At 55.4% G+C, this 26,418-nt stretch carries 23 protein-coding genes; 10 read left to right on the forward strand and 13 right to left on the reverse strand.

Annotated features, from left to right (window positions below; genetic code table 11):
- Positions 1 to 16: 16 nt before the first annotated feature.
- The 3 genes from hemN to purE form a co-directional block, all read right to left on the reverse strand.
- Positions 17 to 1,408 (reverse strand): oxygen-independent coproporphyrinogen III oxidase, encoded by a 1,392-nt coding sequence (gene hemN, locus AAE514_RS05500; protein ID WP_347330519.1) that lies wholly within the window; start codon positions 1,406 to 1,408, stop codon positions 17 to 19.
- A gap of 272 nt (positions 1,409 to 1,680) precedes the next feature.
- The gene (gene purK, locus AAE514_RS05505; protein ID WP_347330645.1) at positions 1,681 to 2,742 is read right to left on the reverse strand and encodes a 5-(carboxyamino)imidazole ribonucleotide synthase; all 1,062 of its coding nucleotides are present in this window, start codon (positions 2,740 to 2,742) and stop codon (positions 1,681 to 1,683) included.
- Between the two features lie 65 nt (positions 2,743 to 2,807).
- Entirely contained in the window at positions 2,808 to 3,299 is a 492-nt protein-coding gene (purE, locus tag AAE514_RS05510; protein WP_347330520.1) for a 5-(carboxyamino)imidazole ribonucleotide mutase, read from the reverse strand.
- Positions 3,300 to 3,505: 206 nt separating this feature from the next.
- Between purE and senA the strand changes: the two genes are divergently transcribed.
- From senA to AAE514_RS05530, 4 genes are all read left to right on the forward strand, one after another.
- The gene (gene senA / locus AAE514_RS05515) at positions 3,506 to 4,849 is read left to right on the forward strand and encodes a selenoneine synthase SenA (RefSeq protein ID WP_347330521.1); all 1,344 of its coding nucleotides are present in this window, start codon (positions 3,506 to 3,508) and stop codon (positions 4,847 to 4,849) included.
- 15 nt (positions 4,850 to 4,864) lie between these two features.
- Positions 4,865 to 5,617, forward strand: coding sequence for a putative 4-mercaptohistidine N1-methyltransferase (locus AAE514_RS05520; protein WP_347330522.1), 753 nt, complete (start codon positions 4,865 to 4,867; stop codon positions 5,615 to 5,617).
- Between the two features lie 11 nt (positions 5,618 to 5,628).
- On the forward strand, positions 5,629 to 5,883 hold the full coding sequence (locus AAE514_RS05525) for a hypothetical protein (protein ID WP_347330523.1): 255 nt from the start codon (positions 5,629 to 5,631) through the stop codon (positions 5,881 to 5,883).
- 95 nt (positions 5,884 to 5,978) lie between these two features.
- The gene (locus AAE514_RS05530; RefSeq protein WP_347330524.1) at positions 5,979 to 6,722 is read left to right on the forward strand and encodes a hypothetical protein; all 744 of its coding nucleotides are present in this window, start codon (positions 5,979 to 5,981) and stop codon (positions 6,720 to 6,722) included.
- A 161-nt stretch (positions 6,723 to 6,883) separates the two neighbouring features.
- Here the strand turns inward: AAE514_RS05530 and AAE514_RS05535 are convergent, their stop codons facing one another.
- From AAE514_RS05535 to AAE514_RS05575, 9 genes are all read right to left on the reverse strand, one after another.
- Positions 6,884 to 7,897, reverse strand: a complete 1,014-nt coding sequence (locus AAE514_RS05535; RefSeq protein WP_347330525.1) for a glycosyltransferase family protein — start codon at positions 7,895 to 7,897, stop codon at positions 6,884 to 6,886.
- 8 nt (positions 7,898 to 7,905) lie between these two features.
- Positions 7,906 to 8,676, reverse strand: coding sequence for a polysaccharide pyruvyl transferase family protein (locus AAE514_RS05540; protein ID WP_347330526.1), 771 nt, complete (start codon positions 8,674 to 8,676; stop codon positions 7,906 to 7,908).
- Between the two features lie 57 nt (positions 8,677 to 8,733).
- Positions 8,734 to 9,780: a glycosyltransferase family protein gene (locus AAE514_RS05545; protein WP_347330527.1), complete on the reverse strand. Its 1,047-nt coding sequence runs from the start codon at positions 9,778 to 9,780 to the stop codon at positions 8,734 to 8,736.
- A gap of 16 nt (positions 9,781 to 9,796) precedes the next feature.
- Complete coding sequence (locus tag AAE514_RS05550) at positions 9,797 to 10,135, reverse strand: hypothetical protein (RefSeq protein ID WP_347330528.1); 339 nt, start codon at positions 10,133 to 10,135, stop codon at positions 9,797 to 9,799.
- A 67-nt stretch (positions 10,136 to 10,202) separates the two neighbouring features.
- The gene (locus tag AAE514_RS05555) at positions 10,203 to 11,939 is read right to left on the reverse strand and encodes a phospholipase D-like domain-containing protein (RefSeq protein WP_347330529.1); all 1,737 of its coding nucleotides are present in this window, start codon (positions 11,937 to 11,939) and stop codon (positions 10,203 to 10,205) included.
- 554 nt (positions 11,940 to 12,493) lie between these two features.
- Positions 12,494 to 12,727 carry a hypothetical protein gene (locus tag AAE514_RS05560; RefSeq protein ID WP_347330530.1) on the reverse strand — a complete coding sequence of 78 codons (234 nt, stop codon included), beginning with the start codon at positions 12,725 to 12,727 and terminating at the stop codon, positions 12,494 to 12,496.
- A 91-nt stretch (positions 12,728 to 12,818) separates the two neighbouring features.
- Positions 12,819 to 13,040, reverse strand: a complete 222-nt coding sequence (locus AAE514_RS05565) for a hypothetical protein (RefSeq protein ID WP_347330531.1) — start codon at positions 13,038 to 13,040, stop codon at positions 12,819 to 12,821.
- 15 nt (positions 13,041 to 13,055) lie between these two features.
- Positions 13,056 to 15,185 (reverse strand): peptidase domain-containing ABC transporter, encoded by a 2,130-nt coding sequence (locus AAE514_RS05570; protein ID WP_347330532.1) that lies wholly within the window; start codon positions 15,183 to 15,185, stop codon positions 13,056 to 13,058.
- Between the two features lie 41 nt (positions 15,186 to 15,226).
- Complete coding sequence (locus AAE514_RS05575) at positions 15,227 to 16,480, reverse strand: HlyD family secretion protein (RefSeq protein ID WP_347330533.1); 1,254 nt, start codon at positions 16,478 to 16,480, stop codon at positions 15,227 to 15,229.
- A 348-nt stretch (positions 16,481 to 16,828) separates the two neighbouring features.
- On the opposite strand from AAE514_RS05575, the gene selD reads away from it, so the two are divergent.
- Positions 16,829 to 19,108, forward strand: coding sequence for a selenide, water dikinase SelD (selD, locus tag AAE514_RS05580; protein ID WP_347330534.1), 2,280 nt, complete (start codon positions 16,829 to 16,831; stop codon positions 19,106 to 19,108).
- A 10-nt stretch (positions 19,109 to 19,118) separates the two neighbouring features.
- On the opposite strand, the gene AAE514_RS05585 is transcribed toward selD, so the two are convergent.
- Positions 19,119 to 19,556 carry a hypothetical protein gene (locus AAE514_RS05585; RefSeq protein ID WP_347330535.1) on the reverse strand — a complete coding sequence of 146 codons (438 nt, stop codon included), beginning with the start codon at positions 19,554 to 19,556 and terminating at the stop codon, positions 19,119 to 19,121.
- 254 nt (positions 19,557 to 19,810) lie between these two features.
- Here AAE514_RS05585 and AAE514_RS05590 point away from each other — a divergent pair, with 254 nt between their 5' ends.
- The 5 genes from AAE514_RS05590 to AAE514_RS05610 all read left to right on the forward strand — a co-directional run bounded on the left by AAE514_RS05590 (position 19,811) and on the right by AAE514_RS05610 (position 26,360).
- Positions 19,811 to 20,371, forward strand: coding sequence for a hypothetical protein (locus tag AAE514_RS05590; RefSeq protein WP_347330536.1), 561 nt, complete (start codon positions 19,811 to 19,813; stop codon positions 20,369 to 20,371).
- Between the two features lie 635 nt (positions 20,372 to 21,006).
- On the forward strand, positions 21,007 to 22,023 hold the full coding sequence (locus AAE514_RS05595; RefSeq protein ID WP_347330537.1) for a hypothetical protein: 1,017 nt from the start codon (positions 21,007 to 21,009) through the stop codon (positions 22,021 to 22,023).
- 196 nt (positions 22,024 to 22,219) lie between these two features.
- Positions 22,220 to 23,527 (forward strand): cytochrome c, encoded by a 1,308-nt coding sequence (locus AAE514_RS05600; protein WP_347330538.1) that lies wholly within the window; start codon positions 22,220 to 22,222, stop codon positions 23,525 to 23,527.
- Positions 23,524 to 24,057, forward strand: coding sequence for a (2Fe-2S)-binding protein (locus tag AAE514_RS05605; protein ID WP_347330539.1), 534 nt, complete (start codon positions 23,524 to 23,526; stop codon positions 24,055 to 24,057). The genes AAE514_RS05600 and AAE514_RS05605 overlap by 4 nt, the downstream gene beginning before the upstream one ends.
- Complete coding sequence (locus tag AAE514_RS05610; protein WP_347330540.1) at positions 24,054 to 26,360, forward strand: xanthine dehydrogenase family protein molybdopterin-binding subunit; 2,307 nt, start codon at positions 24,054 to 24,056, stop codon at positions 26,358 to 26,360. The genes AAE514_RS05605 and AAE514_RS05610 overlap by 4 nt, the downstream gene beginning before the upstream one ends.
- Positions 26,361 to 26,418: the final 58 nt, after the last annotated feature.

Raw genomic sequence — 26,418 nt, forward strand, 5'->3', positions numbered from 1 at the left:
GTACACCGTGGGGGCGTCAAATCACTTTGGAGTAACGTATTTGCGCCCCGGTATTGAGGTATTGGTCAAACACCATGCAGACCCGGCGAATCAACAAGCGGCCCCGGTTCAGTACCCGTATGCCCCGCTCGTTCAGCTCGATCAGGCCGTCTTCCACCATCGGCTGAAGGTCCCGCAGCTCCGCCTCGAAGTGGCTCGCCGGCTCGATGCCAAAGCGCTGGCGAAGGGCCTCAAAGTCCAACTGAAAGTGACAGATCAGCTGGTTGATGACCGCCCGGCGCAGGTGGTCTTCCTCGGTGAGCGGAACCCCTTTGACCAGGGCCGGTTTGCCTTCGTCGATTAAAGCCTGGTACTCCTCCACGCGCTTGGCGTTCTGAATATAGGTGCCCCCGTAATAGCTGATGCCCGAGACGCCGAAGGCGATCAGGTCGCACTCCGAGTGAGTGGAGTAACCCTGGAAGTTTCTTTGCATGCGCCCCTGCTGCTGGGCGCTCACCAGGCTGTCATCGGGCTTGGCGAAGTGGTCCATGCCGATATAGACGTAGCCGGCGTTCTGTAGTTGCTCAATGGCTGAGTGCAGAATGTCCAGCTTCTCCTCGGCGCTGGGCAGCTCGGACTCATGGATCAGCCGCTGGCTTTTAAACAGGTGCGGCAGGTGCGCGTAGTTAAACAACGACAGGCGGTCCGGCCCGAGGTCGATTACCTGGTTCAGGGTCTCGGTTACCGTGGCGCGGGTTTGCAGCGGCAAGCCGTAGATGAGATCCATGCTGATGGAACGGTAACCGTGAACGCGGGCCGCGCGCATCAGCTCGTCCACCTGCTCGACGCTGTTGTAGCGGTTCACCGCCTCCTGCACCCGGGGGTTGAAGTCCTGCACCCCCATGCTGACGCGGTTAAACCCCAGCTCGCGCATGTGGACCAGCTTGCCCACGGACATGCGCCCGGGGTGTAGCTCCACCGAGTACTCGCCTTCATCGTTGTCCAGCAACCGGAAGTGGCGGGCCGTCGCGTTCATCAGCCAGGACATTTCCTCTTCGCTGATGTAGGTGGGCGTGCCGCCGCCCCAGTGCAGCTGGCTGACCGGCCGCTCGGTGTCAAACACCTCGGCCTGAAGCGCCATTTCCCGCTCCACCCGCTCGAGGTAGGGCATGGCGCGGCTGCGGTTATGGGTCACGATTTTATTGCAGGCGCAGTAGAAGCACAGGGTGTCGCAAAAGGGAATATGAAAGTAAAGCGAGAGGGGCTTTTCCGACTGATTACTGCGCGCCACCGCCGCAAGCCACTCTTCCCGGGTGAAGCTATCGCGAAACTGGGGCGCGGTGGGGTAAGAGGTATACCGGGGGCCGCTCAGGTCGTAGCGGTCGATAACGGATTGATCCCAGGCGAGGGGTTCTTGATACAAAGACATGGCGCGGCTCGGGTTGTTTGGATGAGCAGAAGCTTAGGGAACCGGCGGAGGCGGCGCATTGATATCCGTCAAGTGACGGTGCCTTGTCGGATACGCTGCGCGCTAGGCCGACCGTATGAAGCGCGGCCGCCCCCTCAATACAGAGGGCTAATCCAGGTTTCGGAGCGTTTCGCGCCCGCCGTTTCTATACTCCAATCTACTGCCCAAAGGCCCATCGAGCCATACCGCCATGGGGGTAGTCGGTAAGGCTCATTGGTGTAACCCTGGCGCCCTTAAACCTGCGCCAGCGCCCAATCAAACACGCACTGATCTGCTTCGGCCACCTGCTCGCGCAATGCCTTGAGGCTTGCCATTAAGGCGGAAACATCGGGGCGGTGAACGTTCACGTGGCCCACCTTGCGGCCCGGGCGAATCTCTTTCGCATACCAGTGCACGTGGGCACCGGGCACCGAAAGCCAGCGAGGCTGCCAATCCCGCCCGAGCAGGTTGTACATCATAGTCACGCCGTAGACTTCCGGAGTAATCAGCGGCAGATCCGCCACCGCCCGCAGATGTAGCTCGAACTGGCTGATGTCCGCTCCGGCCTGGGTCCAGTGCCCCGAGTTGTGCACGCGCGGGGCCAATTCGTTGACCAGCAAGTGGCCGTTTTCCACGAAACACTCCATGGCCATTACGCCCACGTAGTTCTGGTCATCCATAATTCTTCCCAGCCATTGCTCGGCCAGGCGCTGCTGCTCGGCGGGCACCGGCAGGTTGCCCACGCTGGCGCGCAGAATTCCGTTTTGGTGCCAGTTGCGAGTCAGCGGGTAATACACCTTTTCCCCGGCGCGGTTTCGGGCGCCCACCAGGGAGACTTCGTGGCTGAAGGGAATCATCGCCTCGGCGATGCACTCATCGGCCCACTCCGGCAGGGGCGTCTCGCCCGGCTGCCAGCGCCACTGGCCGCGCCCGTCGTAGCCCCCGCGACGCCGCTTGACGATGGCCGGCTGGCCCAGGGATTCGAGCTGCTCGGCCATCCCCTCCGCCGCGCCCAGCGAGACCCACGGGGAGGTAGGCACCCCCAGGCGATCCAAGAGGCTTTTCTGACGCTGGCGATCGATCACCGAGTGCAGGGTGGTGGCGTTGAGAAAGTTGGGGTGGTCTTTCAACTGCAAGCCACGAGGGGTATCGGGCCAATACTCCAACTCCACGGTTATGACATCGCTATCGTTCAGCTCTAGCGGCTCCTCGCCCGCGGGGTTCACGGGCATGACGCGCACCTGCATGGGGGCGGCGGCCTGCTGCAGCATCTGGCCCAGTTGGCCGTTACCGGCAACGATAATGCGTGGCACCATAGTCACTTGTCTCTCTTGCGTGGTTTCGGGCTTGCGTGGTTTCAGGGCTAGCGTCGTTATCGCGCTTATTGGCCTCGCGGGTCCGGGTTGTCCAGTACCGTCTGGGTCTGCTGATTGCGCCAGTCGGTAATTCGACGAGTCAGGTCCGCATCACTGGTGGCGAGAATCTGAGCGGCCATCAGGCCGGCATTGAACGCTCCGGCACCGCCAATGGCGAGAGTGCCCACCGCCACGCCACGGGGCATCTGGACGATGGACAGCAGGCTATCCTGGCCATTGAGAGCCTTGCTCTGTACCGGCACGCCCAGCACCGGCAGCGTGGTTTTGGCGGCAATCATGCCCGGCAGATGCGCCGCACCGCCAGCCCCGGCGATGATGGCTTTGTAGCCTTTCTCCGCCGCATGCTCGGCAAAACGGAACATTTTGTCCGGGGTGCGGTGAGCGGACACCACCTCGGCGTGATAAGACACGCCCAGGGTATCCAGAATCGTCGCCGCCTCGGACATGGTCGGCCAGTCCGAACGCGAACCCATCACAATTGCCACTTTGTTAGCCATGCAAGACTCCAATAAACACCGCCCAGAGCGGGCAACCCCGCCCCGGGCCGAGCCGGGAACCGGAAAAAGGGCGGGATTATAGCAAGGGAGCCGGGGAATTTCCTGTTTTATGCTATCGTTGATCGGCCGGCGCCCCTGTCGGCGTATAACACACTCTTTTGCAATTACCGGGTTTCAATCGTCGAGCCCACGGTAGGAGGCTGAGTATGGACGACAAAGAGACTCTCTTGCTCGCCCTGGACGACACCCAGAAGCGCATGCGGGCGCTGATTGACACCCTGGGGGAGGAGCGCCTCAACGCTCCCTATCACCCGGGCGTGAACCCGCCGGTCTGGGAGGCGGGCCACTGTGCCTTCTTCTACGAGACCTTCGTGCGCAAGCCGCTGGATGGCGTTGGCTCCTACGACCCCACCATGGACGAAATCTGGGACTCGTTCCATCTGGATCACGAAGACCGCTGGAACCCGGACCTATTCCCAAGCATGGCACAGACCCTGGCCTATGCCGAGGCGATTTACCGGGCCGTGCGCGAGCGAATCGAGCAGCAGCCGCTGACCGATGAGGCCCACTACCTCATTAAGTACGCCATTTTTCACCAGAACATGCACATTGAGTCCATGATCTGGTGCCGCCAGACCGAGGGCTACCCTGCCCCGCCCGCGGCCCGATTGGACCCACGAGAGGCGCCCGCCGCCGACCCCGAAGCCACCGGTGACGCCCTGGTCCCGGCCGGGCGCTATCGTATCGGTATGCCGAAAGGCTCCCCTGACTATGCTCGCCACGACTTCGCCTTCGACAACGAGAAGCCCGGTTTTGAGGTGGAGGTGCCCGCTTTCCGCATTTCCCGCACCCTGGTCAGCAATGGCGAATTCCGCCGCTTTGTCGAAGACGGCGGCTACCGACGGCGCGAGCTTTGGAGCCAAGGGGGCCGCAAATGGCTGGATACCGAGCGAGACCTGGCGTTCGGCACCGCCGAGTCGCCCAGAATCGGCACCCAGACTCACCCCTACTACTGGCATCGAACCCCCAACGGCTGGGAGGAACGCCATTTCGACCAGTGGCGCCCCTTGCCCGAAGACTGCCCGGTCAAACATGTCACCTACTGGGAAGCCGAGGCCTATTGCCGCTGGGCCGGCCGTCGCCTTCCCACAGAAATCGAGTGGGAGGTGGCCGCCTTGGGCAACCGCTCGGGCCAGCCCTTGCGCCGCTACCCCTGGGGCGATGAAATGGACCCCACCCGCGTGGATATGGACGGCATCGGCCTGGCGAGCCAACCGGTTACCGCCCTACCCCAGGGGGAAAGCCCCTTCGGCTGCCGCCAAATGCAGGGCACCCTGTGGGAGTGGACCAGCGACCAGTTTCTCCCCTACGACGGTTTTGCCGTGGACATGTACGTGTTTATGTCCACCCTGCAGTTCGGCAGCCACAAGGTCACCCGCGGCGGCTCCTGCGCCACTTCGTCGCGTCTGATTCGCGGCACCTACCGCCAGGCCTATATGCCCGACCGCAGCGACGCCTTCGTGGGCTTTCGCACCTGTGCTAACGATTAATCCGGAGCCCAAGGCATGAATCCCTACGAGACCGACGAACTGCTGGGCCAGTACCTGGACTTTCACTACGGCCCCAGCCACTTCCACACCCCCAACTACCCTCGTGCCTGCGTGGAGCTGGCCCTGGCCACCCATACCGGCCAACGCGAGCGCGCCCTGGACCTGGGCTGCGCCGTGGGGCGCAGCACCTTGGAGCTGGCTCGAACCTTTGACGAGTCGATCGGCATCGACCTCTCTCACCGCTTTATCGACAGCGCGAGCGAACTGGCCAGAACTGGACGGCTGGCCTACCAAGTGAGAGACGAGGGAGAGATTCGAAGCGAACAAATGGCGGAACTGGCCACGCTGGGCTTGAGCGATGCCGCCAAACGGGTTCTGTTTCAACAGGGCGATGCCTGCGCGCTGAATGCCAACCTGGGTATTTTTGACCTGATATTCGCCGGCAACCTGCTCGACCGCCTGCCGGACCCGGCCGCGTTTCTTGCCCAGCTTCCAAGCCTGATCAAACCCGGCGGCCTGCTGGTGATCAGCTCCCCCTATACCCTGCTGCCCGAATACACGCCGCGCGAAAATTGGATTGGGGGGTTCGAAACCGAGGGCCGCCCTCTTCGAATGCTCGACGGGCTGCGCCAACACCTGGAGCCCGCCTTTACATTGATAGAACCGACCCGCGATGTTCCTTTTGTGATTCGCGAGACGGCTCGCAAATATCAACACACCCTCGCCGAGGTCAGCCTTTGGCGAAACACGCTTGCAACGTCAACCTAAAGGAGCAACCCATGTCAGCGTCAACCTTGGCCGGCCAGTTGGTTCTTGAGAACCCGGACGGCGACGTTATCGAACTCAGCGGCTCAGACTTCTCTAAAGAAGATGCCTCGGGCTTGATGTCAATCTATCGTTGCGAGAGTAACGGCTTGGAGATTCGTCTAAGCTATGATGATGAAACCGGTCAGTTTGGCGAGCCGGTAGCCATCGCCGACGATTCGGACTGGGCGATCACCCAATTCAATCTTCACCTGCCTCAGATTGGCTAACAGTCTCAAGCATGACTGACAAAGCAGGAAAAGCCGGAGCCCGTCTTTACACTGATCAAACCATACCGGCCCAAGGGAAGAAGGTTTAAGTGATCATGAAAAAACACTGGCGGTGCGTCGTTATCGCCGCAACGGTTTTTCTCGGTTCCGAGCTATCGGGGTGCGCGAATACCAAACGCTTCTACTCAGATATTGACGTGGTACACCTTCATGCCAACACCTTGTCCCCCCGGGATCGAAATGCGATTCGCGAGGCGCTTGTGGCGGAGGGTTTCACTGTAAAAACTCGGGAAAACCCATCGCCTTTTGAGGAAAACACCCTAATTTACCATCCATTTATCGGGGTCGAACGCCAGCTGGAGAGGATTCGTCTCGCCCTGGACAGCACTGAGTACGTGACGGAAAACTTACAGGTAAGGCAAGCAAAAAATCACCACTACACTCCCGGCCACGTCGGGCTGTACTTGAAAGCGGAGCATGCAGAAACACCGAGCAACGAGGCGGCGTTGCCTGAAATCCCATTTAACCTTACCGATGCCGAATTCGTCTCGCGAGGATGTGAAAGCACCTATATTTTGGAGTTTTATCACGATGCCACGGCGACCATTCTGGCTATTAACGGCGACGCTCCTCTCGCCACGCTGAAATGGATGGATACGGAAGATAAAGTCACCCTATCTTCGGACCAAATAACCCATCGCTATCAAAAGCACTTGGACACCCGCCGCGAAGGGCCTGACATTACCTTTTCCATCTCACTGAGACCAGAGAGCAAGACCACCAGCCCCTATGGCTGTGAGTACCGAGGCCGGATGACGGCACACCGGCTCAATCATTGATTGAGCGACTCTATGCACGAGGGGGAACTGGCACTTAATGCCCCCCTCTTTTAACATAGCATTTGGATTTATAATGAAACTCAATAGCGATTGGCGTTCGCTCCCACGCCACGTCAATTGGAAAACGTTTCCAGAAGAACTGGAAAAGGCCTCCGGGAATATTAATACTGAAAAATAACTTTCTCCCACGAAGCGACTCCAACCTCGTCCCCAAAGCACTCGCTAGCGCGCTTCTTTATCGTTTCTCGGTCAACCGGGGAGGGTTCAACGGGATCGCACAACAGCCGCTCGACGATATTCTCTGCATCATCAAACAACTCCAGACCCGGGAATTGACAGTCTCGCACAATCCACCCGTAAAATTCGTTCCTTATAGCGTATACTCTCACCCCAAGAGCCAAAGAGTAAAAGAAGGCACCACTCACAATCATTTCATCACTATCATGAGGAAGAATAACCCCCATTGATCCAGAGATAATGCGAGATGCCTCAGCGTCGGAAAGAAGCCCTCCCCTGATGGTTACATTTTTACCTTTAGCGAGCATCTTTAGTTCGCTAAGATAGCCGGCATCACCCACCTTTCCAACAACGACCAAGCAATGCCCACCACCCCAGAGCTGAACAATTTTATCGATTCCCTTGTATCGCGATATAGTGCCGAAAATAACGAAGTACTCATTTCCTGGAAGATCACCACAGTGCTGCCCAAGGGAGCCGGGGTCAGGCAATCGGTATAGCGGATGAGGAACATATCTATACCCCCTATTTACCATATGCTCCGAGAGAGCAACCCTTTCGGTGAGCAAGAGTGTTGCCCTGTCGACCAAAGCCTGAGCAGTACGGGAATAGCGTGACTTGAGCCTATGCGGATAGAGGTTATGCCTTACGTAAATAAGCCTTTTACACGTTATCCTAAACAGCAACAGCAGCCCTAAAAACTTCAGGCATCCGAGAACCGAGAGCTTACCGCTTCTGGCGCATACGTTGTTCTCGAGCCAATTGACGACCGTATAATCGGATCTGCATATAAGATCGTAGGGCAGCCTCATGAGAAGCTTGCGATGGTTCAGCGGAACTCCTTCCACCCGGACACCGTCTACCTCACTAAGTTGACGCCTTATGTTCTGGATGAACTGATTCTCTCCACTCTGCTCGGGATAGACCTTAATACGCATAGCCACGCTCATCGCCGAAGGAGATCAAACGGGAACGCCTTTAGAAGCGACTCTTGCGTGGAAGATAAATCCGGCGCTTCAACGTTGTAACGTAGAGCCTCAGTTATGCTCCTGGCCACCAAGAACTCCTTTCGACCGGTTCCTTCATAGTAGTCGGCATACTTAAACAAAGTTTCTCCGCTCTGGTTCTCCACGAGGATCGCAGGCACACCGTAAGATTCGGCAACGACGATTCCGTGCAACGACGAGGACAGCACCAGAGAAGAAGAAGCGACGGTTTGGAAAAATCGGGACATCGCGCTAAACGGGCTTAAGACCTGCACACCATTAAGCTCTGAATCTCCATGGCGACGCATATCCTCTCTGAAGTGCGGCACATAGGTGATGCGCTCCTGGGACGACGAGCTTTCAAAGGGCCAGAGTTTGGAGCACAGGATACCGGGATCGCCAAAAACATCTGGACAGGAGAACCCCCGACGTTCCAGAAACTGTTTAGTGCGTAGCCCCCTTACCGCTCTGACATCCAGTGCTCTGAATCGATGGGATTCTTCCGATATTTTCCCATTAACGCCGGCTCCCCAAACGACATCGTTATCGTCCGCATAATGCAGTGTTGACCCAACTGCAAAAAGCCTACTCTTAAACGCCGGACGCCAGCGCCTATAGCCTTGACTTTTAGCGATTCTATTTACAATCGCAGGCCCCAACGTATCTCCAACATTGTCTTTTCCTGCCAGGTCTCCAGAAGGAGACCACCAGAATACTTGATCATCAAGCACGACTCACTGCACTCACGAAAGTTACCTCAAACAGAAGAATTGGCCCAGCTGTGTCTTTCAGTAGGCCTCAACCACCTGAGGCTTGCCATGCGCATGTTGAGCCAGGTTTTCTTCAATAAGGTCTACAGCCTCCTCTCCCCAGGCCAGGCTGGCGTTACGGCCATCCCAACTGACGGCATCAAATCCAGCAACCTGCCCCCGTTTAGCCGCCAGCTCGTTGAGGGCTCGCCTCAGCTTGGGCAGTGTGTTAGCCTTACCGGTGACATTTAAAACATACTCTCTAGGCCGAAACTCCTCGATTCGATCAAGAGTTCCTTTGATTGACTCCATAAGATCATCAACTGTTGGCGTATAGAAAACGCCCGTCGACGGCTCAATATGTTTGCGGGTTGGGGTCGCCACGTCATTCGGGACCAGGCAAGGCCTGTTGGCAGCCAAGCACTCCATTTTAAAGCGGTTAATGCCTTCGCTTTGAGTGGTTAACACGCCTATTCTTGCCCTGTTAACCCACTGATTCATAACCGTTTTGGAGTGATTCAAACCATCGTTGTCATCAACATTTTCATAAGGAAAGTAGATGTTTGTCGCATAGTTCTTGGCGTATTCCAAACACTCCCTCTTATACTCAAGTTCTTCATTGCTTCCGTTATTCTCGAAGTGTCCCATATGGACAAATGACAACTCAGGCATCCTAGCAGCCGCTTCGATAAACAGCTCTATTCTTTTCCTCCGGCTCCAGCAGGACACCTGGATCACGTCATACGTCGTCTCAATTTCGGGAGACGGAATAAACGCATCCTGATCCACGAAGTCAGACGGTCCCACATCCAGCAAAATCGAATTTGGCGACTGCCGCGCCACCAACTCCCAACAGGACAGGTCCTCCACCAACATCAGGTCGGCACGAGTAGCCTCATTCACTCCAAACCAACCGTGCCTTTCCACAATAAAAAATATATCCGATAGCTTCGGATAAAGATCCAGCACTGGGTCTACTTGATTCAGTATAATCGCCCCCTTCTGCAACACACCGTTTCTATAGCAGGGATTCTGTAGCACTGCGGCGCTAATCCATGACGGCTTATAAAACTTATCATTTTTCATAAAGTCCTTCTCCTGTTTAATATATGGACTTGTTGGCTAGATATTTTCCCAATAGCTTTCTGTCCAGAAACTTTAGGCGACCGCGCTTGAAATAAGACACCACTTTCTGAGCTGACAGCCTCTGGGCCATCTGGTCGAACACTACTTTGCTCCAACCCGGTGCTATCACCACATCAAAAATCATCATAAGCCGACCCTCTGACCACTCGTAAGAATAGGGAGGAAGGGCCCGATAATCCTTGACATACCTCACGGATTCGGGGGTTAAAGACATCCACGCCATATAGCCAATGGGTTCGCCCCCGGCTGTTTTAAATACATTTACCCTGTCGCCCTCGACGCTGGTTACAAGCATTGACAGCTCCTGAGGCGCTGTGTTGAGCATTCTCCGACTTCGCAGAGAGCAGAGTTCGGCCATAACTCTAGACATAAGCTTCCTCGTCAGTTATTTCAGCCGAATCACTATGCCCCAGATCACGTAGCACTACTCCCAACCTCTCAAGAAATTTTGAAAAATCATAAATGACAGGCTCAATAGCATTTATATTGTGGCACGCATGGTCATAAATCTGATCATAACAGGAGAAGTATCGAGCTTCACGGCCATCGAAGCACCCAAACTTCCCCTTACTCATCACATAGAACACAGATTTTCTTCCCTCCTTCAACAAAGTCACCTCATCACCGGGCTCCTCAAAAACCCATTCAGCGACCTCTTGGTGCTTATCGATATAGGGGCCAATCTCATCCGGCGATCCCTGGCTGCAAATTCTTGTCACTTGCCCCTCTACGTTTGGCAGGTACCACATTTCGGGGAGCAAAGCTCTTTTCATGGCGGTTAAGAAAGACCTCATAAACAACGACTCCTTCTCTGCACCATTAGAGCTGATTAAATTCACATAGGTATTCAATACTTCGATAGAAGATTCTTTAAAGCGAGCCGTTTCCGACTCATCGAGTCCCGCTTTCTTAGCGTAAGTGGCGAAAGCGCTAGATCCAGAGTGAGCCATAAAAAAGGCCGCAGTCAAAGAAATCACCGGGTCCTGAGGATCATAGCTAGGCCGCTTGGGCTCAACTCTCTTCCCAGAATGAATTACCTGGAGAAACGTCTCGGAAACCTGTTTCCAGTTCACTTCTGGAAGCTCAAGCACGTAGTTGAGATTCAGGCCTAGCGCATATCCAACGTAGTACTTCCCGTACTCTTGAAACTGCTCATAGAAGTACGATACTAAAGGCACAGGGTTTAGGGGCACGCGGTTGTATTTAGAGAAATTGTGAAGTATTTCCATGGCGTAGCTAAGTGCCATATTATGCTCTTCATAGAACTGGCTCCATATACTGTAATTGACGCCCCCTGAGAGGAAGCTGCAGGCTGGGAGGTCCAGCCATTTTCCATCCCAAGCGATATTGGATGCCGTCATTGTCCCGTGGGTTATTCTCATGACACGAGCAAACGCAAATTGACTGGCAACGTCTCTGAGATATCCGCCTAGCCACTTTATGAAACTTGAACTATCTCCTTCTAGCTCTTCAGACATCCTCTTATAAAGCAGTCGAATGCGCTGCAGATCTCCTTTCACCAGTGCCTTCACTCCCCCTCGCGGCTTAAAATAAGGACTCCTCATAAAATGTCCTGGCCGGATGCATCGATCCCGAATCATCAACCCACCCCACACCTTTTTGCTTCCCTCTCTGGCAGTGTCATAGCCAATAAATATCAGACCCCAAACCTTAACGACCCCTTTTGGCAGAACATCATCAAGCACCAGTGAGTATACGGTTTCAATGGTCGCCTTCCGAATATCCAACCCACCGTAGGCATGCTCTGAATTATCGTGATCGCCGACTAATGGATTTATACCAACACCTTTTACTTGTTGAGCGCCAATATTTCCACAACGCCCGCCACCGCCATTGCTTCCAACGCCCATACCACCATAGGGCTCTGCGTACATTTCACAGCGATCAGATTCAATTAGACGAACGCCTGAAAAGCAAGGCGACTCTGAAGCGACGTAAGCATACTTTTGATAGAAGTCATTGTCACTTCCAGCCTTTCCGCTTTCTTTTAGACTCCAAATAACTTTCCCACCACTGAGCTTGTGCGAAATAAAGGAGACGAAGTCTTTTTTTAAAACTCGGTCCTCTTTGTTAAGCATTTCCTAACTCCTTATATTTGCAATAAAACCACTCAAGAATATGGCAAACATCCGAACTCTAATGACCCAGAGCTGATCTCCGCCTCCTATAAAAAAAGGGGGTGGTGGGGGGGAGGGGCTAAAGGACAGCCCTCTTAGAAGGCTGGCTGCAAGTTGTCCCAGTTCATCTCACCTGCGCGGATCCATTTGAACTTTAGGCCGTTCTTGCGTTTGCTGATACTTTACATACCCACGCACCATCTCAGCGCCCACTCCAACGGTGTCTACACAGTAGCCGTTGGCCCAAAAGTTAATTCCCCAATACGGCTTTCACCTCAATACGGAAACCGGGGAAACCTCAACCGAGACATTACATGAGCCTATTTTTTGCAACAGACCAAGCCTGTCACTCATGACCACGCCCAAGGACGTTTATTTTCGCGCCAAACTAGAAGAGCACGTATGAAAAGCGCTCACCACGAAGTGGCCACCTCCTTATGGAGAGGAAGTTTTTCGGGCTAAAGATGCAACGATTGTCCCAAAGAGACAGCCAACATCAATCCTTCTACCACCACTCAATTTTCTCTAATACGGTCACCTGCTTTACGGTCCAACTTTTTTCTCATGAGAATTACAACTACTGTTGCCACGAAAGAAGCAATCAACCAGGAAACTCCAAAAACCAAAAAATCACCCTGACTCAACCGGTCACCGCTCCACAGCCCTCGAACCAGAACAAAGGACGCACCCACAGCGCAGAACAGATATATCAACAACAGCCTTTTACCCGTTTTTGGCAACTTTTTCATATAGAGTTCCTCCTTTTAAGACCTTCACCAATTTTTAGAAAGACAGCTCTCTTGCAGTTAAGCAAGAGAGCTTTCTGGGCGTATAGAGCAATTAGCCATACCACTCATTCATAAGGCCGGTCATGCCACTAGCGATGGACGCCGTTCCTCCAGCCACGACAGCACCACCACCAGCTATTGCACCTACGCCCCCGGTAGATACGGCGTAGCCAGTACCAAGGGCAACGGCACCAATACCGCCGGCAATTCGTGCCCAATCGTCCCAGCCTGCGCCATTCACCTGGTCTAGTTCAGCGTTATTCAGCTCTCTCATAAAAGATCTCCTTTACTAAAGATTAGTTTCCAAAAGTATTCGGCGTCCTGCCGATTCGACCGTTTCTGGCCGGTGAGCCACCAGAATTCTGGTTGTTGATAGGGATCTTAGGTTCTGATTAACCTCAAGCTCCTTATCAACATCCAAATGACTGGTAGCTTCGTCCATGAACAGGATGCGCGGCTCGCGATAAAGTGCGCGAGCCAACACAATTCTTTGTTTTTGTCCGCCACTTAAATTTGTCCCCATATCCCCCACCAACGTGTTGTACTGCATTGGCATTTTGATAATTTCATCATGAATACATGCCAGCTGGGCGCAGCGCACCACCTTTTCCATATCAACTTTATTTGAAAAACAGGAAATATTGTCGGATATATCACCAGATAGAAGTTGGTCATCCTGCATAACACTTGCGATCTTTGAACGATATCCAGGAACGTTCCTTACTGGTTTCCCGTCCACTAGAACCTCCCCCTCAGTCGGTTCTATCAACCCCATAAGACACTTTAATAGAGTGGTTTTCCCTGATCCGCTCGGGCCAACAATGGCCACCGACTCGCCAGGTTGTATAACCAGATTTACACCACTAAAAACAGGACTGTCTAACTCGCTATATGAAAACCCCAAATTAACCGCCTCAACTCGCCCCTTCAGCTCCCCCGTCGTTAAGCAGTCTCCCTCTTCAACATCTCCCCAGTCAGGAGTACTGTCAAGGTCTTCCGCCTTAGTAAACGTGATATCTGACAAGCGGGACAGGTGTAACTCAAGCATTTTGAACTTTATCCATTGGCTAATAAAGCTATCCATGGAATTAACAAATCGATTTTTGTAGCTCATAAACGCATACAGCATCCCCACCGTTAACGCATTATCTATTACCGCCATTGCGCCAAAGTAGATAATGATTATGTTTTCCACACCAAAAAGAAGACTGTTGACCGTTTGATATCCCACCCCCCAGTTGGAGAGCTTTATATCCCGGTTCATTGCGCTGGCCAAATGGTTTTGCCAGTGACTTTGTCGATCGGGCTCTTTCTGGAACAGCTTGATCGTCTGAATTGCCCTAACGGATTCCATGAAGTGGCTATTTTCCTTCGCATGAGCGAGTAAACTCTCCTCTGATAACATTCTGAACGGTCGGTACACCGCCCAACGGAACAGCGCGTAAAGCGCGACCACGCCAACCGCTATCAACGCCAGCTTCTTATCATAGATGAACATTGCCACCAAAGTAATAATAGCCATAAAGCCATCGACAATCGCCGTAATTAAGCCAGTCGTTAAGAGCTCCCTTATGCTTTGCAACGAACCGAATCGGGATACAATGTCCCCCATATGGCGCTTGGCGAAAAAGTCCATCGGCAAACGAATCAGATGCCTGAACACGTTCGCAGCCATTTGAATATTTATTCGGTTAGACAGGTTAATCAGAACAAACTGCCTAAGAGCACTTGTGCCTGTCTCGATCAGGAGCAACAGACCGAACCCCAGGGCCAGCACCGTCAGAAGGTCTGTGTCGCCTCTTAGAACCACATCATCAATAACCGTCTGCATGTAAAGCGGTGATATTACGGCAAACAGCTGTAGCAGCAGAGACAGAAGCAGTATTTGTATTAGGTTTCGCTTTAGCCCAACCACGCGAGTCCAAAATTGGCTCAGCTTAGGAACACTCTTATCTTCCCCTTCCTGAAAGTCCGAGGTTGGAGTCAATTCAAGCGCTACACCCGTGTAGTGATTGCCAAACTCCTCCTCATTTAAAGATCGTTCCCCGACAGCGGGGTCAACAATTAGATACCGGTTTCGCTTAACCGCCTTGAGTACAACAAAGTGGTTCATTCCCCAGTGCAGAACACACGGGCATTGTAGCTTCGGAACATCCTCAAGTTCCGCCTTCAGGGCCCGAGGCGCCAGATGCATCCTGGCTGCCACATCCATCAGTTGCTTTAGTTGCACTCCCTGAACGGATATGCTGAACCGTTTTCTAAGCGCCGCCAAATCAGTATTAAAGCCGTGGAACCCAGCAATCATGGCGATGCAGGCCAGGCCGCATTCCGCCACTTCGGTTTGCAGAATGACCGGCACTCGATTTCGCCCACCGAAATGTAGCAGGCTGTCTGGACGCATTACCGCTTCGCTGGACATAGAGTCGCTCACAATTACACCGCTTCCTTTAAAAAACTTCCTTAAACGCTTCCTTTTAAGCTATAGAGAGGCTCAAAGATCCACTCCAGAATCGTCCGTTGCCCCAGCTCAATATCGGCGGTCAATGTCATTCCCGGCTTTAAGTCGACCTTCTTTCCGAAAGCTCGAACAGATTCTTCCGACAGCTTAGCTTTGACAACGTACACCGGATCCTGAAGCGGGAACGGAACATAAGATAGTTCGTTTGGCAGCATCACACTTCGGGAGACATCCAAGACCTTGCCGTCATAGAACCCGTACTTCTGATATGGAAAAGCATCATACCGAATTTTAATGGTGTGACCTTCCCCGACGAAACCAGCGGCTCTAACAGGAACCAAAAGCTCAGCGACCAACTCCGAATTCTCAGGAACAATGGTCAGCAGCGGCTTAGTAGCAGACGTGCCAGTCTGTTGGCCGGCCTTCACTTGAAGATTATTGACAACCCCAGGTTTTGGCGCCTTCACCACATAAGCTCTATCCCCGTGCAGCCTTGCCATTTGTCGGGCAATATCGCTTAAAGCTGACTGCAACTGATCAAGCTCGTTTTCCTTTTCTATTGGCAAAAGGGATAATTGAGATTCAAGGCGCTCCAACTCATTTTTCTGATTTATTCTTGCACGAATCAAACTTTGTCGTTCGCTTTCCACTTCAAGTAGCTGAGAACGGATGCCGTTATATTCATCCAGAGAAACATGATTTCCCTTTAACAACTGCTCAAAACGGGAGTGGCGTTCGGAAACGATTTTCTTCTGTTCGGCAATGGTTTTTAGCTGTTGCCCAATTAGAGAAAGGTCGGATTTCGCCGAGGCCACTTGACGGGATAAATCGGTCTGACGTTCCGCATACAGCTCTTCCGTCCTCTGAACTTGAGTTGAAAGCCGGCGCTTCTGATTCTCGTATTCGTCGATAAGCTCCTGCTCCAACGCTCCACCGCCAACGAGAAAACGGTCGCCATTGACAATGACCAGTGGCTGCCCCTCAGAAACGACCTCTCCCTCTGATACCAGAACCCTCTTCACTATTCCGACCGAGCTTGAATATACCTTGGTCAATCCAGACTGGGGCTCTACCCACCCGGACACGGTTTCCTTGCGCGCGTAACTGTTCGATGTCAGCCACACGGCGAGCAAAGCGACCCAAATAACGAGCAACGAGACTAATAATGTATGGGAGATTCGCGGCAGGAGAAGGAGCTCTCCATGCAAACGATCCTTTTTGAACTCTGTTGCCTGTTTTCTAAATAGCGTACTCATTCCATTACAATCCTTTCTTGCTCCAACCTTTTATTCTTATTGACTAGAAGTGCGTAAATCTTATCTCCCTACCGAAACTGAAGTCAACAACACTTGAGAAAATTTTTAAACTTTCCGTCAAGCAGAAATCATTAAGCGCAGCATCTCGGCCTTATGGCGCCTATATTTTCAATGCTATTGTATTAAAAGTTGATACCGTTGATGCTTCTTCTTTTCTATTATTTTTACTGACAACCAAAACGTTCATTTACAAAATATAGGCAACTAGAGATGCACAGAACGAACGGTTGGCGCATAATAACCTCTCGATGTTAGATCTTTTTCCTAGCTGACGCCGGAGTCCGCACCATGAGATACCCAGAGCAGCCCACCCTGCGCGACATCGTCCTGATCGGCGGAGGCCACAGCCATGTGGGCGTGCTGAAACGCTTTGCCATGAAACCCGAGCCCGGCGTGCGGCTGACGGTCATTTGCCGGGATACCCACACGCCCTATTCCGGCATGCTGCCGGGCTATATTGCCGGCCACTACCGCTATGACGACGTGCATATCGATTTGCGCCGGCTGGCCGAATACGCGGGGGCGCGATTTTTTCGGGACGAAGCGGTCGGGCTCAATCGAGACCAACAAACGGTGTTGTGCAAAAACCGTCCACCGGTGCCCTACGACCGGGTTTCCATCAATATCGGCTCCACCCCGCAGATGCGCTCCATTGGCGGCGAGCCCGAACACGCCGTGCCGGTAAAGCCCATCCATCAATTTAATGACCGGTGGCAACAGTTGCTGGACCGTATTACCCACCACGCGGGCACCACCCGGGTCGCCGTGGTGGGCGGCGGCGCGGGGGGCGTGGAGCTCACCCTGGCCATGCACTACCGTCTGCGCAACGAGCTGGCTGCCATGGGGCGGGACCCGGAGGAGCTGGTGTTCGACCTGTTTACTCGGGATGAGAAAATTCTCCCCACCCATAGCCAGCGGGTGCGCAGCCATTTTCATCAGGCCCTGGCCTACCGGGACATTAATCTGCACACCAATGCCGAAGTCACCACCGTTCAGGCCGGGCGACTTCAGACCGCCGACGGCCACTGGCACGAGGCGGACGAGATTGTGTGGGTAACCAGCGCCGGCGGTGCTGCCTGGCTGAAGGATACCGGCCTGGAACTGGATGAGAGCGGCTTTATTCGGGTGAGCGACACCCTACAGACGCTCACCGATCCAAACGTCTTCGCCGCTGGGGACATTGCCACTCAGGTGAACCAACCGCGCGAGAAAGCCGGTGTATTCGCCGTGCGCCAAGGGCGGCCCTTGGCGGACAACCTGCGGGCCGCGATTTTGAACCGCCCGCTGAAACCCTACCGCCCCCAAAAACGCTGGCTCGCCTTGATCAGCACCGGCGAGCAATACGCCGTGGCCTCGCGCGGCGGTTTTTCCTGCGCCGGGCGCTGGGTCTGGCGCTGGAAGGACAGCATCGACCGGCGCTTTATGGCCAAATTCAACGACTTGCCGCCCATGGACGAGAACACCATGGGCAAGGCCCGCCCGAGCCGGATCCCCCTCGACCAGGAGGAACAGAGCCAGGCCATCTCCGCCGTGGCCATGCGCTGCGGCGGCTGCGGCGCCAAAGTAGGCGCGACGGTCTTGTCGCGAGCGCTTTCCACCTTGCAGCCGGTGGAGCGGGAAGAGGTACTGGTGGGCCTCCACGCCCCGGATGATGCCGCCGTGGTGCGCGTGCCGGCGGGCAAAGTCGCCGTTCATACCATCGACTTTTTCCGGGCGTTTATCGACGACCCCTATATTTTCGGCCAAGTGGCCGCCAACCACGCCCTCGGCGATATTTTTGCCATGGGCGCCGAAGCCCAGAGCGCTACCGCCGTAGCCACGGTGCCCCAAGGGCTGGAATCCAAAGTGGAAGATACCGTTTTCCAGATGATGACCGGCGCCCTGGACGTCCTCAATGACGCCAACTGTGCGTTAGTGGGTGGTCACACCGGTGAGGGCAAAGAGCTGGCGCTGGGGTTTGCGGTTAACGGTCTTATGGGAGAAGACGAGACGGCGCTGACCAAAGGCGCCCTGCAACCAGGGCAGGCCCTTATTCTCACCAAGCCCATCGGCACCGGCACCCTGTTCGCCGCCCACGCCCGGCTCGGGGCCAAGGGCCGCTGGATCGACGGGGCGCTGGAGAGCATGTGCCTGTCCAACCGCCTGGCCGCCCAGTGCCTGCGTGAGCACGGCGCCACCGCTTGCACCGACCTGACCGGTTTTGGCCTGTTGGGCCACCTGGTGGAAATGACCCGCCCCTCCGGCGTGGATGCGGAGCTGAACCTGTCCGAACTGCCGCTGCTGGACGGCGCCGAGGAAACCGTCGCCGCCGGTATTCTCAGCTCCCTGCAACCGGCCAATGTGCGCCTGCGCCGGGCCATCAAAGAACAGGAAAAATGGATGGACCACCCGCGCTACCCGCTGCTGTTCGACCCGCAAACCGCCGGGGGCCTTCTAGCCAGCGTACCCGCCGAACAGGTAGAGGCCTGCGTGCTGGCCCTGCAGGCCCTGGGGTACCCCCACACGCGGGTGATCGGGCGGGTGTTGCCGGAGGGAGAGGCGCTGGAACCGATTCAGCTAAGGCAGTGACCAGCAGCCCTCACTCCGACTGACATTGGGGCGGCTCAATCTTTTGGTTAACAACGGGGAAAGTGCATTCAATCATCACGGCGCTGCCTTGAAGGTGAAAGTATTCAAGCACCAGCGTCGCTCCCTCATTATTGGCTCCCATCGACTCGACATACACACCCGCTGACTCGGTAAAGCTCAGCGTTTTGCCGTCCAGGGTAATCGAGGTGACTTCCCGCCGATCCACGCCTTTTCGCCCCCCCGGCTTGATCAACTCCAGCTCGAAACGCGGCTCAATCTCCATATTGTGTTTTATCAGCCGCAGCAAGAGATCCTCTACGCGGTAGGTTTCCACCTGGTCAATGGATAACGGAAGAAAGGCATCATCCGCTTCGGGCATTTCCGCCATGCTGCAGGATGACAGGAGTAAGACCGATAACAGGAAGAGCAATGAGTTCTGGTTATTCATCAAGCACCTGACTGAAAGCATGGGTTATTGGTGATGTTAAGTCGCAGGTCGTTTGGCGGTCGGACATTCGGCGGCATATGATGGCCGCCAATGTGACAGCTAGCACAGAAGTTTCATGTTGTAGCAATAAATTAGTTATAGGGTATTGAGTCTTTTGCTACTATGCCTTTAAGATCAAAACCATCAAATGATGGTGAGTCATCAACCAAGCGGCCTGATTCAGGAAACCCCGAAATTCATATAAAGGACTGAGAATGAGCTCCCTCCTATCAACGCTTGCGGCGGCGCTACTAGCAATGTTAGCCCTGCTACTGTCGGCCTGTGACTCGCAGCCCCCAGAAGCGGGAAAAAGTAGCCGGGATAAACTCCCATTAAACTATACGCAGTACCGCAATAATGGCGTTAGCTTTTCCCACCCTGACTCCTGGAACATAAATTTCGACGACAAGCCAGGCATTTACGCAGACCGGGAAATCGGCCTAAACGTTTCCGATGTCTCCACCTTCCGGGTCATGATCATGGACGAAGAGCGATCTTTACAGTCGGCCGCTGATCTCTTTGAGCGTCAATTACGGCTGAATGAAAGCGAATCAATCAGTGGCTATAAGCGAATGTCCTTTGCGGTAAACGGTCTACCCGCCAAACGCCTGACTTGGACTCAAACGATGCTTAATAAGTCCAATTTTGAGTTGACCATCATCGACCTCCCCGTTCAGTCCGGGAGCGCCTTCGCGGTCTATCAGCTCGTGGAGGACGATATTGAGGAGTTTGAAAAGGACAAAGCGCTAACCGCCCAAAGCATTACCATAAACTGAAGGAGTAACCCCACAAGCAACGACCCTGAAAACGTTGATAAAGCAGGACCTAGAACAAGCAGCCAAAAAACTACTGAATGACCCCGCTCAGCGACTTGTGGGCCGAGCAATCGGCAGGAAATTAGCTTCAGCCATTGCCACCGCACTAGCTTAGGCCACCAGAAAACTCACCGCATCAAGCGCGCCCCTACGCTCCGACAAAACTTGAAGACGCTTAAGTCTGAGGCTAGCAAGCTCAAAGGCGGACTGGGCGAAACGCTCATTGAACTGCTGGGTGCGCAGGGAATCTTGCAGAAAGCCCTGGGGTCTTTTGGCCAACGTGCGGGCCGATCGGCTCCAGCCCTGTGCTCTGGCATTGCGGGCGCTGGGGACGGGTGATTGTGCGAGTGTTGCCGGAGTGAACCGGTTCAGGTGCGGATCGCTAAGCTCTGCACAATGAGTGCTTAAGAGGCGCCACCTTATGCGAATATAAATGCCATTCCAGATTACCTCTTCTGACTTTGCGACTTACTTCACTGGGTTATCGTACTCAATGTGTTAGAAAGCATCAGAATCAACAATGTCTTTCCAGTCAGGGAGGGTGAAAACCAACCTGATTGAAAATCGGTTTTGTTCAAAAACAGCGAGGAAGTTATATGGTGGCCGTTATCGCTTACCAATCATTGAATTCCAGTTCCAGCCTGGAGCATGGGCTCGCAGCCAGTACCTCCCAAACGCACCTACGTCACGCGCAAAAGACATTGGCACCGTTGTATGAAGGCAACAGCGGCGCGCTGAAATACCCCACCACCCCAAAGGCCGAACCTCACGAGGCAATACAGGGCCCCGCGGAGTTGGTGTCGGTTGCCGATGCCGACGCCGTGAACGTTAAAAAGCCCAAGCAGTCGCTCAAACGAAAACGCTCCGAGGCCGAACCCGAGTACGCCGAAGCCCTCGACAGAACGCTCGAAATGGTCAAAAGCAAGTCGCTGCAGATTTATCAACAAGCCCACCGGGAGCTCTCTTTGAGCTGCGACCTGATCGTGTTTGGAGAACTGGACTCGGCTCACCCGGAATGGAACTCGATCCCAGCCTCCGCCGGAAAGCAGCTAAAAGCCGTCGGGGGAATGAAAACACGAGCCTGCAACTGCTTTAGCCTGCACAGCTCCCGCCAACAAGGGACGATGACCGTGCTGGGAGAGGGAGAAGGATGGTGCGCGGCCCGATGTAACGGCGTGCTGACAGTGTTTGTCCATGTGCCCAACCGCATCGCAAAGCAGACGGCCAATATGGAGCAGTTTTATCAGAAAATTCAAACGGCCCTGCTTAACACTGAGGGAGGCGGTGTGATTGACCTAATAATGGGCGACACCAACCAGTCCAGGGAGGAATTTAGCCCGGAAGTTATCAGTAAGGCGCTGGGCAAGGCCTTCCGGGATGCCGACTCCGACAAAGCCTATACCAGCCCCGCCGACAGTTGGGTGGGAAGCGGAGCGGTGATTCACAAGGGAACAAACTCCGCCAATAATAAAAAATTCGATGTCGCCGTTTACAACACCAGTACCGTAAAATCCATTGAGGTGAAATACTTCACGCAATTTTCCTTTACCGCAAGCCGGGCGGCGGCCTACACCGACCACATGGGGATTCTGGCAAAGGTTGTAAAGAAATAGCTTCACTGTGCGGCTTTGTACGACATGTCGCCTTTGCTGGTCTACAATGGAGAAATAACAAAATCAGAGCGCCGACACCCGCCGTAGAAACCGGCGGGTAGTATTGAGTGCCCAACCCAAAAACACAGCACCCGTATAGCCACTCACTTGCCGGTTGAGCGTACAGCTTGAGGCAGTATGACGAAGGAGATGCAAGGTGACCAAGCGCATAACGGCCATTCTCGTCGGCCTGGGTATTCTGGTACTGGCGGTGTTTCTCATTTACGCCTGGGAACCTTCGATACCGGAGCAGGAGCCGCCCTCCCCAGGGGATTTCTCCGAGGCGATGATTGAGCAGGGCCGTGCGCTGGCGGGCATCGGCAACTGCCAGAGCTGCCATACGGTGGACCCGGAGCGGCCGCTGGCGGGGGGCCGGCCTTTCCCCACGGACTTCGGCACCCTCTACTCCACCAATATTACCCCGGACCCTGCCACCGGCATCGGCACCTGGTCCCGGGAGGCCTTTCACCGGGGCATGCGCCAGGGCGTCGCCCGCAATGGGGCTCATCTCTTTCCCGCCTTTCCGTATACCCACTACACCCTAGTCAGGGACGAGGATCTGGATGCGCTCTACGCCTACCTGATGACTCGCGAGCCGGTGAACGCCGAGCCGCCGGACAACCAGTTGCGCTTTCCGTTTAACGTTCGGCTATTGCAGGCGGGGTGGAAGCTGCTGTTTTTTGAAGAGGAACGCTATCAGCCGGAAGACGCCCGCCCCGAGCTGTGGAACCGGGGTGCTTATTTAGCGCAGGGGCTGGGGCACTGCTCGGCATGCCACACCCCGCGCAATAAATTCGGAGCGGAACGGACCGACCTCGCCTACGAGGGGGCGGTCATCGACAATTGGTATGCGCCTGCTCTGAACACCGACAGCCGGGCGCCGGTGGCCTGGACCGAAGCGTCGCTTTACGATTACCTGCGCTCCGGGGGTTCCACCTACCACGGCGTGGCCGTGGGCTCCATGGCGGATGTGGTACACCGGGGCCTGGGAGAGGCGGAGAACCGGGACATTCGCGCGCTGGCCAGTTATTTTAGCGCCATGGCGGAGCCGGGAAGCGACGAACAGGCTCGGCAAACGGCCACCGCCACAATTCAAAGCGCACAGCGGCGCACCGCCGACACACTCGGCTACGGCGAGAAAGTGTTTACCTACGCCTGCGCTTCCTGCCACTACAACGACCCGGACAACCCCCGCGCCCTTCGGCCGGATCTGAGCCTGAACACAGCGCTGCGGGCGGACAACCCGATGAACCTGATCCGCGTCACCCTCGAAGGCGTCGGCAATGAAGAAGGCTTACCGGGCGTGGTCATGCCGGGTTTTGCCGAATTGAGCAACGCCGATATCAGCGCCCTTTTGCACTTTTTGCGCGCGACGCACACCGACCGGCCAGCCTGGGACAACCTGGAAGATGAGATCGAACGGCAGCGCCAAAAGGTCGCGACCAATACGGAGTCTGAACAATGAGCACCACGTTTACCCTCAACGGCCAAAAGGTCACGCTGGAGGTGGCCGACGACACTCCGCTGCTGTGGAGCCTGCGCGATGACGCGCGTATGACCGGGACCAAGTACGGTTGCGGCATCGGCATGTGCGGCGCCTGCACCGTATTGATCAACGGCCGGGCCACGCGCTCGTGTATTACACCGACGAAACAGGTGGCCGGCACGGCGGTCACGACCATCGAAGGGCTGGACCCGAATGGCGAACACCCATTGCAAACAGCCTGGGTCAAAACCCAGACCCCCCAGTGCGGTTACTGCCAGTCGGGCCAGATCATGCAGGCAGCGGCGATGCTAAAGGACTTTCCCGACCCGACGGATGAGCAGATCAACCAGGTGATGAGCGGCAACCTCTGCCGGTGCATGGCGTACGTGCGCATTCGCGAAGCCATCAAAATGGCCGCAGCCGAGATGCGCGACAACGCTCAAGGCGATGAGAAAAGTGACGGTCAGAATGACGACGGTGCGAATGCCACCGAAGGAGCGGCCTCATGAATAAACTGTTTCGTTCCCTCCTAAACCCAGAGCAGGGCACCCCGGCCGAGCCGCCGAAGATAAGCCGGCGCGGCTTTTTGATCGGCGCCGCCGCAGGCGGTTTTACCATGGCGTTTTTCACCCCCGGACTGAGTTTCGCCCAGCCGGAAGAGGCAGTGGAAAACCAGACCTTCGAGCCCACCATCTGGTATCACATTCATCCGGACGGCCGCATTGTGGTGAACATCGCCGAGGCGGAAATGGGCCAACACGTGGGCACGGCCCTGGCCCGTATCGTGGCCGATGAGCTCGAGGCGGACTGGTCCATGGTCGAGCTGCATCACGTGGACAGCGATCCCAAGTGGGGCATGATGGTCACCGGCGGCAGCTGGTCGGTGTGGCAGAATTTCGATCCGCTTAGCCGCGCCGGCGCCGCCGGGCGCATGGCCCTAATCGAAGAGGGGGCCAAGCTGTTGGGCGTGTCGCCCAGCCAGTGTCGCGCGCGCAACAGCCGGGTGACCGCCGGAGAACGTTCCATTAGCTATGGCGAGATTGTGCAACAAGGCAAGCTCAGCCGTACATTTAGCGAAGAGCAGCTTAAGGAAATGCCCATCAAGCCGCCCTCGGAGCGACGCTTGATCGGCAAGGAAACCCAGGCCCTGGACATTCCCGACAAAACCACCGGGGCCAGCCAATATGGCCTGGATGCATCTGTGGAGAACATGGTCTATGCCCGGCCGCTGATTCCCCCCACCCGCTTGGGGTCGTCCATTAATAGCATCGACGACAGCGCCGCCAAAGACATTGACGGTTATTTACAGACAGTGACACTCGATGACCCCAGCGGCACCGTGCCCGGCTGGGCCGTGGTGGTGGCCACCTCTTTCCACGCGGCAAACAAAGCCGCGCAGAAAGTAAAGGTGGACTGGAGTCCCGGCAAAACGGCTAATGTGAGTGAACGGGATATTCTCGAGCACGGCCGGGAGCTGATCGAAACCCCGGACAAAGGCGCGCTGGTGGTCAATGAAGACGGAGTGGACGAGGCTTTTAGCAATGCGGACACCACTTTGGAGCAGGACTATATCGCCCACAGTGTGCTGCACTTTCAGCTCGAACCGGTCAACGCCCTCGCGTTTGAAAAAGACGGGCAGTGGGAAATTCATACGGGCAACCAGTGGCAGTCCTTGATTCTGCCGGTGCTGGCCACCGCGCTGGATGTGCCCGAAAAAAATATTGTGATGCGCACTTATATGCTCGGTGGCGGTTTTGGCCGTCGTCTTAATGGGGACTACGCCGTGCCGGCGGCCCTGACGGCCAAGGCTGTCGGCCGGCCAGTGAAGCTGGTGTTTACCCGGGAGGACGACTGCCGCTTTGATTCGATTCGCTCCCCCGCCTATCAGCGGGTACGCATGGCCTTTGATGCCGAGGGCAACCCCACCGGCATGGAGCACCACGCCACGGCGGGCTGGCCCACCCAGGTGATGGTGCCCGCGTTTATGCCGGAGGCATCCAACGGGGTAAAGTTTGATCCTTTTGCCATTCAGGGCTCGGCCCATTGGTATTCGGTGGGTGCCCATCGGTTACGGGCCATTTCCAATGATTTGGCGAATGAGACGTTCCGCCCCGGATGGTTACGTTCGGTCGGTTCCGGCTGGGTGAATTGGGCGCTGGAGTCATTTATGGATGAGGCGGCCCACCAAGTGGGCAAGGACCCGATTGAGTTTCGCCTGGCGCTGTTGAAGGCCGAAGGAAAGAATGCCGGCTCGGCGCCCAATTCGGTGGGCGGTGCATCCCGGCAGGCGAATGTGTTGCGCCGGGTCCGAACGCTTTCCAACTGGGAGCAGTCGATGCCGGCGGATACCGGGCTGGGTGTGGCGACCTCTTACGGCCAGGAGCGGAATATGCCCACTTGGACGGCTTGTGTGGCGCAGGTGCATGTGAGCCGGGAGACGGGGAAGGTGACGCTGCAGAAGCTGACGTTGGTGACGGACGCTGGCACGGTGGTGCATCCCGATGGTGCTCGCGCTCAGGTTGAGGGGGCGGCTTTGTGGGGTGCGAGTATGGCGTTGCATGAGGGGACGATGTTGGAGAATGGTGAGGTGAGGGATCAGAATTTGAACGGTTATACGCCAATGCGGATGCGGGATGTGCCGGCGATGGAGTTGGAGTTTGTGGAGAGTACTGAGACGTCGGTCGGATTGGGTGAGCCGGCGACGACGGTGGTGGGGCCTGCGATTGCGAATGCGATTTTTGCGGCGGTAGGAATTCGGATGCGGGATATACCGATTCGGTCCGAGGAGGTTTTGAAAGCGCTGAAAGCGTAATCATTTTTTGGGTTTTGTTTGAGGTTTTATTCACCTTTAGTTGTCGCATCGCGTCCGG

It is taken from the genome of Marinimicrobium locisalis, assembly GCF_039822625.1.
GTDB lineage: Bacteria > Pseudomonadota > Gammaproteobacteria > Pseudomonadales > Cellvibrionaceae > Marinimicrobium > Marinimicrobium locisalis.